A 13495-nucleotide genomic window follows, 5' to 3' on the forward strand; every position below is an offset into this window, starting at 1 on the left:
GCCGGGCCCGGGGTCTAAGCGGGCAGGGCCGCCTGCTCCAGGGTGGGCGGCCTGTCCGGCGTACGGGAAATGCGCAGCCAGACGACGAAGCCCCAGACCACGAAGGCGGCGTAGACGGCGTACAGGATGGCCGACGGGTAGTAGCCGAAGTGCAGCAGCTCGGGGACGCCCACGAGGTCGACGGCGATCCAGCAGAGCCAGAACTCGACCCAGCCGCGGGCCATCGCGTACGTGGCCAGCATCGAGCCGACGAAGATCCACGAGTCGGCCAGGTAATACCACCACGGGACCTCGAAGCCGGCGCCGACCGCGCGGAACACGAAGAAGCACAGCACCACGGCGGTCAGGGCCAGCGAGCCGTAGAGCAGGCGCTGGCGGTGCGAGGCCCAGTGCGGCGAGACCGCGGTTCCCCGCGTACGGCGGCGGTTGCTGGTCCATTGCCACCAGCCGTAGACGCTGGCGATGAGGAAGAACACCTGCCGGGCGGCCTGGCCGTAGAGCGGGGTGCCCTGGTCGTTGCCGACCGCCTGACCCATGAAGACGGTGAAGAGCAGCACGTTGCCGACGATCCCGACCGGCCACGCCCAGGCCGAGCGGCGCAGGCCGAACAGGGCCGAGCCTAGCCCGAAGGCGTTGCCGACGATCTCGCGGTAGTAGATGGCCTGGTCGGCCGTCACTTGCCACTTGGCGGTGTAGAACGTGGTCAGCAGTTGGTCGAGCCAGGTCACGGCTTAGCGTAGGCCGGGCCCGGGCATGATTGATACGTGACCTCCCCCTCGTGCCCGACCGCCACCCGTCTCTATGAGAAGGGCAAAGTGATCGCGCGCGACTTCGGCTACGAAGAAGTGGCCGGCCTGCTCGAGAAGCATCCCGGCGCGGTGCTCTGGCTCGACCTGTTCGCCCCCGAGCCCGGCGACCTGGAGCTGGTGGCCAAGGAGTTCGAGTTGCACCCGCTGGCCGTCGAGGACGCGATGACCGACCACGAGCGGCCCAAGCTCGACCGCTACCCGCACCACATCTTTCTCAACGTGTACGCCGTCGACATCGCCACCAAGGACTCCGAGACCCACTTCGGCAAGACCGAGATCAGCGCGTTCGTCACGCCGCGGGCCCTGATCACCGTGCGCAAGTCGCCCAGCGACACCTCGAAGTTCGCCGACCGGTGGGACGCGCAGAGCGAGCTGGGCGACGCCGACGGGGCCGGTTCCCTGCTCTACGGCCTGCTTGACGTGGTCGTCGACGGGCAGTACGCGGCCGCCCAGCGCCTCGACGCGGCGATGGACCAGGTCGAGGACGCGCTGCTCGAGACCGGCGGGGCGCCGCGGGCCACCCGCATGAAGGCCATCAACCAGCGCAAGTTGCTGGCCGCCCTGCGCCGGGCCGTCGCGCCCATGCCCGAGCTGGTCGGCCAGGCCATGCGCACCGACCTCGGCCTGGTGGACGCGAACCTGCGGCCCTACTACCGCGACGTCGAGGACCACGCCCAGCACACGCTGGACGAGGTCGAGCACCTGCGCGACCGGATCGACTCGCTGTTGCAGGCCGACACGGCCGAACAGGGCAACGTCCTCAACGACACCACCCGCAAGCTGGCCGCGTGGGCCGCGATCATCGCCGTCCCGACCGCGCTCACCGGCTACTTCGGCCAGAATCTGCCCTATCCCGGGTACGAGAAGGTGTCGGGTTTCGTGGTCAGCACGGCGCTGATCGTGCTCGTCTCGGCCGGCCTCTACTACTTCCTGAAACGGCGCGGCTGGCTGTGATTTCGCGGCCCCCCGCTCGCGTCGCCGGTGGCGTAACCTCCGGGTGACTCGGCGGGGGGAGGGTGGATGTTCGCGCTCATCTGGGGGGCGGTGCGAACGCGTACCGCCCAGGTCCTGACCGTGCTGGTGCTGACCGCGCTGGCCGCCGCCGTGGCCGCGGCGGGCCCCTGGTTCGCGTATTCGAGCATCAACCGTGCGGCCGCCGCCGACGTGGCCGCGGCCCCGGCCGATCAGCGGACCATCTCGGTGCGCCAGATCGCCAAGACCGAGGGCGACCCGCGGACAGCGATCGAGCAGGTCGAAACCGGGATGCGCGATCAGCTGCCGCTGCCGTCGGCCGACCCGGTCATCGGTCTGCAGCTGCCGCTCACCGTCGACAGCGGGGGCACCAGCGCGGCCATGGGCATCGCCTATCGCGACGACGTGTGCGCCCACCTCGATCTCGACGGCCCGTGCCCGCGGGCGCGCGGCGAGGTCGCCCTCAGCTCGTCCGCCGCCCAGCAGCTGGGCCTCGATCTGGGCGACCGGCTCGAGCTGGCGCCCAGCCCCGCCAGCGCGCCGATCCGGCTCGAGGTGGTCGCCCGCTACGCCTACCGCGATCCGAACGGCCCCTACTGGAACAACCCGCTGTTCGAGGCCGACGGCGGGTTCGAGCCCGCGTTCACCGCGCTCGACACGTTCGCCGACCGGATGCTGTGGGAGCCGACGGCCACCTTCGACGTGGCGATTCCCGACGAGCTGCTGCGCGGCGACGACGGCTACCGGCTCGGGCCCGTGCTTCGCCAGGCCCAATACAAGCTGTCCACCTCGGGCCTGCGGCTGGTCAACGCGAGCGACCCGCTGCTGACCGCGATCGCCCGCGACCGCGAGGAGATCCGGCTCGGCGTGGTCATCGCGATGACCCAGACGCTGATCCTGACCTGGTTCGCGATCGGGCTGGCGGGCCGTTACACCGGACGCGACCGGCGCGCCGACATCGCCCTGCTCAAGCTGCGCGGCAGCACCGGCTTCGCGATGCTGCGCCTGGCCTGGGGCCAGCATCTGCTGCCGCTGACCGCCGGCGCGGTGGCCGGCCTGCCGCTGGGCTATCTGATCGCGCGGTGGCTGGCGGGCCCGGTCGAGACACCGGCCCAGCAGGCCGAGGCATTGCTGCTCTCGCTGGCCGCCGTCGGGGCCGTGCTGCTCGGCGGTCTGCTTGTGCTGGCCGCGGTCGAGGCCGTGGCGCTGCGCCGGCCGGTCGCCGACCTGCTGCGTCAGGTCGCCCGGGGCCGGGGCGACTGGCGTTCCGGCCTGGCCGACCTGCTGCTGCTCGCGGTGGCGGTGGCGGCCGTCTATCAGGCCCGGTCGAGCGCGCCCGACAGCGGTCTCGCGCTGGCCGCCCCGGCCCTGGTGGCCCTGGCCGTGGCGCTCCTGCTGGCCCGGCTGCTGAGCCGGACAGCCGACCGTGGCGGCGGCGCGGCCATGCGCGCCGGCCGGCTCCGGCTCGGGCTGACCTCGGTGCAGGTCAGCCGGCAGCCCGGCAGCGACCGGGTGTTCGCGCTGGTCGTGGTCGCGGTGGCGCTGCTCGCCACCACCTTCGGACTGTGGCGAGCCGACGGCGCGCACCGCGTCGAGCGCAGCCGGGCCGAGCTGGGCGCCGAGCGGGTGCTGTCGGTGCAGGCCCCGAACCGCACCGCGCTGCTCGACGCCGTACGGCGGGCCGACCCGGACGGCGACGAGGCGATGGCCGTCGTCGTCGACCGCGGCAGCACCCCGCCGGTCGTCGCCGTCGACAGTTCCCGTCTGGCCGGGGTGGCTTACTGGCGTCCCGAGTACGGCCCGGCCGACCTGCTCGCCCGGGCGACCGCCGAGAGCCCCGGCCCGCCGCCGCTGCCCGCGATCACCGGCGACCGGCTCACCGTGCGCGTGCGCTACGACGGCCAAGTGCCCGCCGTACTCGGCCTGGTGCTGCAGAACGAGGGCAGCGGCGCGCCCGCGCAGGTCTCGTTCGGCACGCTGAGCCGCGGCGAGCAGACCCGTACGGCAACGGTGTCCGGCTGCACCCGGGCGCCCGGCTGCCGCCTCCTGCGCTGGCAGTTCGACAGCCCGCCGGGTGGCGTCGCGATCCACGGTTCGGCCGTGACCGTGCGCTCGCTGGCCCAGTCCGGCCCGGCGGCCGAGATCCTCGGCCCGGCCCAGCTCGCCGACATCACCCGCTGGCGGCCCGGCGCCGACGGGGCCGCGCTCGACGTGGCCGCCCGCGACGGCGCCCTGCGCATCGCGGTCGACCTCAACACCACCGCGTCGCCCGACGTCGGCACCCAGCTGTGGGCGGTCGACAGCGCCGTCCCGCCACCGGTCGTGCTGGCCGGTCCGGCCCCGGAGTCGTGGCGCTTCGGTGAGCCCTGGCTGCCCTCCCTGGGGCCCCAGCCCGTTCCCGTACGCCTCGACGGCGCGGCCGGCGTGCTGCCCGTCCTCGGCCGCGAGGGCGTGCTGGTCGACCTCGAGACGGCCCGCCGCATCGCCGGGGACACCAACCCGGCCGGGCAATATCAGGTCTGGCTCGCGCCCGGCGCCGGCCCGCCGACCGTGGGCGCGCTGCGCGACGCCGGCCTCGTGATCGGCGACGAGCAGACGGCCGCCGGCCGCGCCGCCGCCCTGGCCGAGCAGGCCCCGTCCGCGGTCGCGCGGTTCGGGCTGATCGCGGGCGTGGCCGGTCTGCTGCTGGCCGCCGCGACCATCGGCGTCGCCGGGGCCGTCGACCGGCGCAACCGGCTCGGCCAGCTGAGGGCGCTGCGGCGGCAGGGCCTGCCCTTGCCGGTCGCGGTCGGGACGGCGTACGCGGGAACCTCGGTCCTGATCGCCACGGGCCTGCTGGCCGGACTGCTGGCCGCCGCGATCGCGAACCCCCTCGCCCGGGTGGCCGTGCCCGGCTTCACCGACGGCTGGGACGTGCTGGCCGCGCCGGGAGCGCTCGGCTGGGTCGCGCTGCCGGTCACCGGGCTGGTCGCCCTGGTCGTGCTGGGGCTGGTCGGCTGGCTCTCGGTGCTGCCCCTGATCCGCGGGCTGCGCGCCGGGGAGGCCGGCCGATGATCTCGCTGGTGCTGGCCATGGTCTGGACCCGCCGCGGCCAGGCTGTCACGCTCGCCCTGCTGGCCCTGTTCGCGGTGGCGTCCGCGGTCGCCTCGCCCGCCTATCTCACCGCCGTCGACCGCGCGATCGCCGCGGGTCAGATCGAGACGGCCGGGCCGGTCGAGCGCGGCCTGACCATCACCGGCCGGGTCGACAGCCGGGTCGAGGGCGAGATCGACGGGCCCGACTTCGCCAACGTCGGCGCGGCCCTGATCGAGCTGCCCGGCTTCAGCTACGTCCATGCGTCCTCGATCCCCACGGTGGGGCTCGAGACCGATCGCGAGAACCCCAACCGCCTGGTCTTCCGGCAGGACGTCTGCGCGCACGTCCGGATCGTCAGCGGCCGCTGCCTGGCCGGCCAGGACGACGTGATCGTGGGGGAGCGGACGGCCCGGCGGGCCGGGCTGGCCGCGGGCGACCCGGTCACGATGATCTTCGCGGCCTTCGTGGACGACCCCCGCGACCCGCGCTGGGATCCGGACGGGGTGCCCAAGCGGCTCACCGTCGCGGGCACCTATCAGGTCGAGGACCCGGGCGACATCTACTGGGGATCGCACGGCTACTTCGACGCGATGTCCAGCCGAGGCCCCGACGAGCCGGTCTTCACCACCGCGGCCACCATGACCACGATGGACCGCGGCCTGACCGACCTGTCCATCGACGGCGCCGCCGGGCCCGACGCGCTCGATGTCGACCAGCTCGGCGGGTTGCGCGCCGGCCTGGTCGCGCTCACCCGCAAGGCCACCGAGATCGGTCCCAACCTGCAGGTCGACACCGGCATCCCGGTCCTGCTCGACCGGATCGACTCCGGCCGTGCCGCCGCGCACCTGCTCGTGCCCGCACTGGCCGTCCCGCTCGTGCTGCTGGCCTGCTTCAGCATCTTCCTGGCCGTCGGCTACGGCACCCAGGGCCGTCAGCCCGAACTGGCGGTGGTCGCCCTGCGCGGGTCGCGCTGGTGGACCCGCTGGTGGCTGGCGACCGGCGAGAGCCTGGCGGCGATCCTGGCCGGCGCGGTCGCGGGCTGCCTGGCCGGCCAGTTGCTCGTCAACGCCGTCGCGGCCGCCCGGTTCCCCGGGGTGGGCGTCGACCCGGGCTTCGCCTCCCTCCGGTACGCCCCCTTCGCCGCGCTCGCCGCCCTCGGCGCGGCCGTCCTGGCCCAGCGCCGCCAGCTGCTCAGCCCGGTGGCCTCCCTGTTGCGGCGCAACCCGGTCAACGCCAACGGCCCCCGTGCGCTCGCCGTCGAGGCCGTCATCGTGCTGCTCGCCGTGGTCACCGCGGTGCAGCTGGCCGTCTCGGACGGCACGCTCACCGGCGTCGGCCTGCTCGCCCCGGCCTTCGTCATGCTCGCCCTGTCCCTGCTGGCCGCGCGGGCCCTGCTGCCGCTGATCACCCGCTACGCCGGCCGCGCGCTGCGGGCCGGCCGGCTGGGTCCCGCGCTCGCCGCCTTCCAGCTCTCCCGCCGCCCCGGCGCCCAGCGGCTGTTCGCGCTGCTGGTCGCGACCGTCGCGGTGGCCGGCTACGCCGCGTGCGCGATCGACGTGGCCGCCCGGAGCCGGGTCGTGCAGGCCGAACTGGGCGTCGGCGCCGATCGGGTGCTCGAGGTGGCGCCGGTCTTCCGCAGCCGGCTGCTGCAGGCGGTCCGGGAGGTCGACCCGGACGGCGAGTTCGCGATGGCCGCCGCGCGGCTGCGCAACAGCACCGGCACCGAACCGCTCGGCGTGGCCGCCGACACCACCCGGCTCGCCACCGTCGCGACCTGGCCCGCGGGCGCCCCGCCGGCCGCGGAGGTCGCCGCCCGGCTGCGCCCCGACGGGCCCGGACCGATGGTCATCGGCGGCGAGGAGCTCGTCGTCGAGGCCACCACGAACGGGGTCGTGAAGGGCAAGGAACTGCGGATCAACGTGGCGCTGTCGTCGCTGACCGACCGCGGCGAGGCCGTGGCCGCCCTGGGCGACCTGCGCGAGGGCCGGGCCCGCTATGTGCAGCGGGTCGGCGTGTGCGCCCAGGGCTGCCGGATCAACGGCATCCAGCTCCAGGTCAACAGCGACGTGACCGCCCTGACCGGGGGCCTCACCCTCGAGAGCATCGGCAGCGACAAGCCGTCCCGGGTCGAGCTGGACCCGGCGCGCTGGCGGATGCCGAAGTACGGCCGGGTCAGCGCGGCCCCCGGCGGCCTGCGCATCGACGTGGACGCGGCCAACGGGCTGCCCGACGGCGCCTGGCTCCATCCGGTCACCACGCCGTACCCGCTTCCGGTCGCCCTGACCGTCGGGAGCCCGACCGGCGGCGTGCTCACCGGCCTGGACGGATACCCGATGGACGTGACCAAGGCGGACGACCTGCCCGCCGTGCCCCGCGCGGGTGAGGTCGCCGGCCTGGTCGACCTCGAATACGCCGACCGGCTCGCCGTCGACGCCGCCCCGGCCCTGCTGCCCGAGGTCTGGCTCAACGACCGCGCCCCGGCCGACATCGAGGAGCGGCTCACCCGGGCCGGGCTGACCGTCGTCGGCGATTTCCGGGCCGATGAGGTACGCCTCCAACTGGCCCGGCAGGGGCCGGCCCTCGCACTCCACTTCCACCTGCTCGCGGGCGGCCTGGCCGTGCTGCTGGGCGCGTTCGCCCTCGTGCTGGCGGCCGCCGTCGACCGGGCCCGCCGCGTCGAGGACCTCTCGGCGTTGCGCGCCCAGGGCCTGCCCGGCCCGACGGTCAGCCGGGCGACCCTGTGGACCTATCCGGCGCTGGTCGCCGTGGCCGCGGTGACCGGCATGCTCACCGCGCTGGCCGGCTGGGCGGCGACCGGCTGGGCGCTGCCGCTGGCCGGGGTCACCCGGGTCCCGCTTCCGCTGCCGTCCTGGCCGCGCGTGCTCACCCTGGCCGGCGTGACCGTCCTCGTCCTTCTCGTGCTGGCCGCCGTGGCTTTGGCCACCGGCCGAGACCTGCGCCGTCGCATCAAACCCTAGGAGCCGCCCTCATGAAGACACTCAGCGTCGCCGGCGCCGACCTCGCCTGGGACAGCGACCGCACCGTGCTGCGCGGCGTCGCCGCCGAGGCCCGTCCCGGCCAGATCCTGGCCGTCACCGGCACCTCCGGCGCCGGCAAGAGCACCCTGCTCAGCGCGATGGCCGGCCTGCTCGCCCCGGTCCGCGGCGAGGTGCTGGTCGACGGCGAGCGGCTGGCCTCGCGCGATCACGCGGTCAAGCTCGGTGTGGTGCTGATCCCGCAGGACAACGGCCTGGCCGCGATCCTGACCGCGGCCGAGAACATCTCGGTCGCGGTCATCGCCACCGGCGGCACGCCGGCCGAGGCCCGGCGCCGCACCGCCGAGTCGCTCGAGCCGCTGGGCCTGTCCGGCCAGGCCAACCAGCTCATCGAGGAGCTGTCCGGCGGCCAGCAGCAGCGCACCGCGATCGCCCGCGGCCTGGCCCTGCGCGGCGACGTCCTGCTGGCCGACGAGATCACCAGCGAACTCGACGCGGCCAACCGCCAGCGCGTGATGGAGCTGCTGCGGGCCGAAGCCACCCGCGGCGCCGCCGTCGTGCTGGCCACCCACGACCCCGAGGCCGCCGCGGCCTGCGACCGCGAACTGCACCTGGGCGACGGCGAGGCGGTATGGGTACGCCCGTGATGGTCGCGGCCGACGACGGCGTGCGGCTGCGAACCTGGACCACCGGCGTGGCGGGCGGGCTCCCGCCGGTGGTGCTGCTGCACGGCGGCCCGGGCCTGTGGGACTACCTCGAGCCGGTGGCCCGCATGCTCGACGACCGCACCGTCGTGCACCGCTACGACCAGCGCGGCTGCGGCGGCTCGGAAACCACTGGTCACTACTCGCTCGAGCGATACGTCGCTGACCTGGAAGCGCTCCGGTCGCATTGGGGCCATGACAAGTGGATCGTGCTGGGGCACTCGTTCGGGGCCGAGCTCGCGCTCGCCTACGCTGTCGCCCACCCCGCGCGCGTGACCGCCCTCGGCTACCTCAACGGCGTCGGCGCCGGGGACTGGCGCACGGCCTACCGCGCCGAACGCCGCCGCCGCATGACGGACCGGCAGTGGAACCGGCTGACCGAGCTCGAGACCCGCCCTCGCACGCCCGGCGAGGAGATCGAGTTTCGCACGCTGTCCTGGTTCACCGACCACGCCGACCCCACGCGCGGCTGGGAGCTGGCCGGCGCCGACGCGCGGGTGCGAACGCCGATCAACTGGGCGGCCAACCGCGGGCTGATGGCCGACGTCCGCGAACACGACCTGTCGCGGCTCACGATGCCCTGCTGGTTCGTGCACGGCCGGGACGACCCCCGGCCGCGTGACACCGTGGCCCGGCTCGCGGCCCTGGCGCCGTACGGGGAAGTCTTCGACGTGGACGGCGGTCACCAGCCGTGGCGTGAGCGTCCCGGCGCCTTCGCCGAGCTGGTGCGGGGTCTGATTGCTAGGTCGGAAGCTGCTCGGTGCCGCCCGGCACCAGGGTGACCTCGCCGTCGATGTGCTGCACGGTGAAGAGCGTGCCGGGCGGATAGCTGCCCAGCACCTCGGGCGGCAACTGGACCGTGCCGTCCCCGGCGACCACGGCGAAGTCTTGACCGTCGCGGCCCTCGGCGCCGACCCGGCCGTCGCGGATCGTCACCGCGCGGCCCAGCCGGGCGCCCACCTCGTTGTCGTGGGTGACGACCACGATCGTCGTCTGGCGTTCGGCGTTCACCGTCTCCATCGCGGCCAGCACCTCGTCGCGGCCCGCGGTGTCGAGGCGGCTGGTCGGCTCGTCGACCAGCAGCAGGCCCGGGCCGGTGGCGATGCCCACGGCCAGGGCGGCGCGCTGCCGGCCGCCGGGGGTCAGGTCGGACAGCCGCTGACGGCCCTGGCCGGGCAGCCCCACCAGGTCGAGGATGCGGTCGGGGTCGTCGAGCGTGATGCCCCGGGTGTGCGCCGCGCGGCGCTGGGCCAGCCAGATGTTGCGGTGCAGGGACGCGTACGGCAGGAGGTTGCGCGCCGCGCCCTGCAGAACCACGCCGATCTCCGTCCCGCGCAGGCGCGAGATCTCGCCGTCGGAGAGCTTGCCCATGTCGTACGTGCCGATGTTGATCCGGCCGGCCGAGGGGCGCATCAGACCGGCCAGCAGCGCGATCAGCGTCGACTTGCCGGAGCCGGACGGGCCCACGAGCGCCAGCGTCTCACCGGGGGCGATCGAGAGGTCGACACCGGCCAGGGCGACCACGTCACCCGCCTCGGCGCGATAGATGTGCACCACCCGGCGGCACGCGACAGCGAGTCCGTTCATGCGATCACGCTAGCGGTTTGGCACGCCCGGTGGAGACCCGTACGGGGGCGGCATTTTAAGGTAAGGCACGTGCGCGACATTGCCGTTTTCTCCGGATCCGCCCATCCCGCCCTCGCCGCCGAGATCTGCGACCACCTCGGGGTGCCGCTGCTTCCCACCCGGACGTCCCGTTTCGCCAACGACTGCATCGAAGTGCAACTGCAGGCCAACTGCCGGGAGCGGGACGTCTTCCTGATCCAGCCGCTGGTGCCGCCCGTACAGGAAAATCTCGTCGAACTGCTCTTCATGCTCGACGCCGCCCGCGGCGCCTCGGCCGGGCGGATCACGGTGGTTCTGCCCCATTACGCGTACGCCCGGAGCGACAAGAAGGACGCCCCGCGCATCTCGATCGGCGGCCGTCTGGTCGCCGACCTGCTCACCACGGCCGGCGCCGACCGTGTGCTGGCCATGACCCTGCACTCGCCGCAGGTGCACGGCTTCTTCAACATCCCGGTCGACCACCTGCACGCGCTGCAGGAACTGGCCCGCCACTTCCGCGGCTACGACCTGAGCAACACCGTCGTCGTGTCCCCCGACCTGGGCAACGCCAAGGAGGCGGCCGCGTTCGCCCGGCTGCTCGGCGTGGACGTGGCGGCCGGCGCCAAGCAGCGCTACGCCGACGACAAGGTCGTGATCAGCACGATCATCGGCGAGGTGGCCGACCGCGACGTCATCGTGCTCGACGACGAGATCGCCAAGGGCAGCACGGTGTTCGAGCTGCTCGACCGGCTGCGCGAGCGCAACGTCCGCAGCGTCCGGGTCGCCTGTACGCACGGCTTGTTCGCGGCCGACGCGGTGCAGCGGCTCTCCAGCGAGAAGGAGATCGAGGAGATCGTCTGCACGAACACGGTGCCGATCCCGGCCGGGAGCCGCACCGACAAGCTGACCATCCTGTCCGTCGCGCCCGCGCTGGCCGAGGCGATGCGCCGGATCCACAACGGCGAGTCGGTCAGCGCGTTGTTCGCATGAGGATCCTCGACGCGCTGCTGGCCATGCAGCGGCAGAGCTGGGAGCAGGGGGTCGCCGCGCACGCGGTCCTCGACCTGGGCCGCACCGACCTGGCCCGGCTGATGGCCGAGTCGGCGGTGGCCCGGCAGACGCCGGACGGCCGGCTGGGCGGCCCCGACGACAACGCGGTCAACGGCGCGGCGTGCGGGGAGGCGGTCGTGCGGGCCGGTTTCGCGGACGCCGCCCGGCGGCAGCTGGACTGGCTGATACGCGACGCTCCGCGGGCCGCCGACGGCACGCTGTTCCACGTGCTCGGGTCCACGTCCTTCTGGGCCGACACGGTCTACATGGTGGTGCCGTTCCTGGCCCTGTCGGGCGAACTGGACGAGGCGGTGCGGCAGGTCAACGGGCACCGCCGGCATCTGTGCCGCGACGGGGTCTATTCGGCGATCGCGCCGGACCGGCCGGCGCGCTGGGGCGGCGGGAACGGCTGGGTGGTGGCCGGGATCGCCCGGGCCGTACGGCTGGCGCCCGTGCTGCGGTCGACCGAGTTGCCCGGGCACGCCCGCGACGTGCTGGACGCGTGCCTGGAGTTCCGCCGGGCCGACGGGTTGTTCCACGACGTGCTGGACGATCCGGATTCGTTCCGCGAGACCAACGCGGCGCAGATGTTCGCCTATGCCGCCCTGACCGGGGTGGCCGACGGCTGGCTGCCACCCTCGTACGAGGCCGTCGGTCGTTCTTTACTGGCGGCGGCCGAGCGCGAGGTGGATTCGTACGGGCTGGTGCGCGGGGCGTGCGGTGCGCCCACGTTCGACCGGGCGGGAACCTCGGCCGAGGCGCAGGGTTTTCACTTGCTGGCGACCGCGGCCGCCGGGAGGCTTTGATACGGGGGACGGGGAGGGCAGACACACCGTCCCCCGCAGCCCTGTTGTTTTTCCGCCGGTCGAATCGTGCTCCTTTCGCCGGGTGGGAGCGCGGTGGGAGCGCTCCCAAACGACTGTAACGGCTGGACTTCCCCGGCGCCAGAGGTGACGCCGGGGAAGCTTCGATCAGGTGGTGGCGGTGCAGGTCAACGTGGGTGTGGCCGCCGTGCCGGAGCCGATGAAGCCGAAGCTGGTGCCGCCGCTGGCCGGCAGAGCCCCGTTGTAGGCGGCGTTCTTGGCGACCAGCGAGTTGCCGCTCGCCGAGACCGTCGAGTTCCACGACTGCTGAACCGTCTGCGCGCTGCCGTAGGCCAGGTTGACCGTCCAGCTCTTGATCGCGGCCGAGCCGGCGGTCACCTTGACCTCGGCCTGGTAGCCGCCGGACCACTGGCTGCTCAGCGCGTACGTCGCCGAGCACGCGCCGGAGACCGGCGGCGTGGTGGTGGGCGGCGTGGTCGGCGGAGTCGTGGGCGGCGTGGTGGGCGGCGTGGTCGGCGGGGTCGTCGGGGGTGTGGTGGTCGTGCCGCCGAAGTTCACGTCACTGCAGAAGTAGTACGACTGGTCGGCGTGGCTGGCCTGCCAGATCGTGTAGACGAGGGCCCGTCCGCTGCGGCCCGGCGCCGACACCGGCACGTCGATCTCGACGCCGTCGGTGCGCTGCGTCCACTGCGCGGCCGGGGTGTTGCCGATCTGCGACACCTGGGTGAGGTCCGACCACTTCAGGGCCGTGGTCACCGGGTTGAAGCCGGGCTTGCTCACATAAACCCTGATGTAGTCGGCGCCGTGCCGGGCCCCGTCGAACAGCTTCACATTGAAGTTGCTGCCGACGTTGGTGGCCTTCCAGTCACCGATGGCGTCCATGGCGTTGTATCGCCCGTCTACGGTCCCTCCGGCGCTGCACAGCTTGCCGTCCGGGATGGCGCCCTGGTGGTTGCCGGCCACGCCCTCACGGAACAGGCCGTTCCAGTTCCACATCGCGTTCGGATCGGCCTGCCAGGCCTGCCAGCACATCGGGTCGGCGGTGGCCATCGTGGGGTCCTGGAACTTGCTGCCCCACCGCTCGTAGCAGCCGTAGTTGCGCGAGGCCGGGCCGGTGACGTTGCCGTGGGCGTTCGCGGGGGAGGTGGGGGCGACAAGGACGGTGAGGCCGGCGAGGATGGCGCCGGCTACCGCGCTGAAGAGAATTCTGCGTTTCATGAGGGCATGCGCTCCGCATGGTCGGTGGCCCGGTGGACAGGCCAGGGGGATCCGGCGGGAGCTGCCCTCAACTCCCGAACAAAACACCGGCGGGGTGTCGTAACACGGTCGCACAGAATTGACGGTTGTCAATAGTGGACCAAGCCGGCCCGGTCCGGCTCAGTCCAGCCCGGTCCGGCTCAGTCCAGCCCGGTCCGGCTCAGTCCAGCCCGGTCCGGCTCAGTCCAGCCCGGTCCGGCTCA

At 73.5% G+C, this 13495-nt stretch carries 10 protein-coding genes; 7 read left to right on the forward strand and 3 right to left on the reverse strand.

The annotated features are described in order from the left end of the window. Positions 1 to 14: 14 nt before the first annotated feature. On the reverse strand, positions 15 to 728 hold the full coding sequence (locus tag ACZ3I4_RS12505; protein ID WP_465381995.1) for a nicotinamide mononucleotide transporter family protein: 714 nt from the start codon (positions 726 to 728) through the stop codon (positions 15 to 17). Positions 729 to 764: 36 nt separating this feature from the next. Here ACZ3I4_RS12505 and ACZ3I4_RS12510 point away from each other — a divergent pair, with 36 nt between their 5' ends. The 5 genes from ACZ3I4_RS12510 to ACZ3I4_RS12530 all read left to right on the forward strand — a co-directional run bounded on the left by ACZ3I4_RS12510 (position 765) and on the right by ACZ3I4_RS12530 (position 9338). Continuing rightward, positions 765 to 1763: a magnesium transporter CorA family protein gene (locus ACZ3I4_RS12510; protein ID WP_465381996.1), complete on the forward strand. Its 999-nt coding sequence runs from the start codon at positions 765 to 767 to the stop codon at positions 1761 to 1763. A gap of 66 nt (positions 1764 to 1829) precedes the next feature. Further along, the gene (locus tag ACZ3I4_RS12515; RefSeq protein WP_465381997.1) at positions 1830 to 4835 is read left to right on the forward strand and encodes an FtsX-like permease family protein; all 3006 of its coding nucleotides are present in this window, start codon (positions 1830 to 1832) and stop codon (positions 4833 to 4835) included. Beyond that, positions 4832 to 7834 (forward strand): hypothetical protein, encoded by a 3003-nt coding sequence (locus tag ACZ3I4_RS12520; protein WP_465381998.1) that lies wholly within the window; start codon positions 4832 to 4834, stop codon positions 7832 to 7834. The genes ACZ3I4_RS12515 and ACZ3I4_RS12520 overlap by 4 nt, the downstream gene beginning before the upstream one ends. A gap of 11 nt (positions 7835 to 7845) precedes the next feature. Further along, complete coding sequence (locus ACZ3I4_RS12525) at positions 7846 to 8499, forward strand: ABC transporter ATP-binding protein (protein ID WP_465381999.1); 654 nt, start codon at positions 7846 to 7848, stop codon at positions 8497 to 8499. Continuing rightward, entirely contained in the window at positions 8484 to 9338 is an 855-nt protein-coding gene (locus tag ACZ3I4_RS12530) for an alpha/beta fold hydrolase (protein ID WP_465382000.1), read from the forward strand. The genes ACZ3I4_RS12525 and ACZ3I4_RS12530 overlap by 16 nt, the downstream gene beginning before the upstream one ends. Here ACZ3I4_RS12530 and ACZ3I4_RS12535 read toward each other — a convergent pair. Further along, positions 9298 to 10143 (reverse strand): ABC transporter ATP-binding protein, encoded by an 846-nt coding sequence (locus ACZ3I4_RS12535; RefSeq protein ID WP_465382001.1) that lies wholly within the window; start codon positions 10141 to 10143, stop codon positions 9298 to 9300. The genes ACZ3I4_RS12530 and ACZ3I4_RS12535 overlap by 41 nt on opposite strands. Before the next feature lie 69 nt (positions 10144 to 10212). On the opposite strand from ACZ3I4_RS12535, the gene ACZ3I4_RS12540 reads away from it, so the two are divergent. Both ACZ3I4_RS12540 and ACZ3I4_RS12545 read left to right on the forward strand, forming a co-directional pair. Beyond that, positions 10213 to 11151 (forward strand): ribose-phosphate diphosphokinase, encoded by a 939-nt coding sequence (locus tag ACZ3I4_RS12540; RefSeq protein WP_465382002.1) that lies wholly within the window; start codon positions 10213 to 10215, stop codon positions 11149 to 11151. Continuing rightward, a complete protein-coding gene (locus ACZ3I4_RS12545) occupies positions 11148 to 12017 on the forward strand; it encodes a glycoside hydrolase family 88 protein (protein ID WP_465382003.1) in 870 nt (289 codons plus the stop codon). Before ACZ3I4_RS12540 ends, ACZ3I4_RS12545 begins: the two co-directional genes overlap by 4 nt. A gap of 165 nt (positions 12018 to 12182) precedes the next feature. On the opposite strand, the gene ACZ3I4_RS12550 is transcribed toward ACZ3I4_RS12545, so the two are convergent. Next, a complete protein-coding gene (locus ACZ3I4_RS12550; RefSeq protein ID WP_465382004.1) occupies positions 12183 to 13253 on the reverse strand; it encodes a lytic polysaccharide monooxygenase auxiliary activity family 9 protein in 1071 nt (356 codons plus the stop codon). Positions 13254 to 13495 lie beyond the last annotated feature (242 nt).

The sequence above is a fragment of the Actinoplanes sp. NPDC021490 genome (assembly GCF_055562135.1).

Excerpts from the sequence above, each read along its gene's own strand:
- ACZ3I4_RS12525 (WP_465381999.1), top strand. The coding sequence starts at position 7,846 with ATGAAGACACTCAGCGTCGCCGGCGCCGACCTCGCCTGGGACAGCGAC.
- ACZ3I4_RS12530 (WP_465382000.1), top strand. The coding sequence starts at position 8,484 with ATGGGTACGCCCGTGATGGTCGCGGCCGACGACGGCGTGCGGCTGCGA.
- ACZ3I4_RS12550 (WP_465382004.1), bottom strand. The coding sequence starts at position 13,253 with ATGAAACGCAGAATTCTCTTCAGCGCGGTAGCCGGCGCCATCCTCGCC.
- ACZ3I4_RS12515 (WP_465381997.1), top strand. The coding sequence starts at position 1,830 with ATGTTCGCGCTCATCTGGGGGGCGGTGCGAACGCGTACCGCCCAGGTC.
- ACZ3I4_RS12520 (WP_465381998.1), top strand. The coding sequence starts at position 4,832 with ATGATCTCGCTGGTGCTGGCCATGGTCTGGACCCGCCGCGGCCAGGCT.
- ACZ3I4_RS12535 (WP_465382001.1), bottom strand. The coding sequence starts at position 10,143 with ATGAACGGACTCGCTGTCGCGTGCCGCCGGGTGGTGCACATCTATCGC.
- ACZ3I4_RS12545 (WP_465382003.1), top strand. The coding sequence starts at position 11,148 with ATGAGGATCCTCGACGCGCTGCTGGCCATGCAGCGGCAGAGCTGGGAG.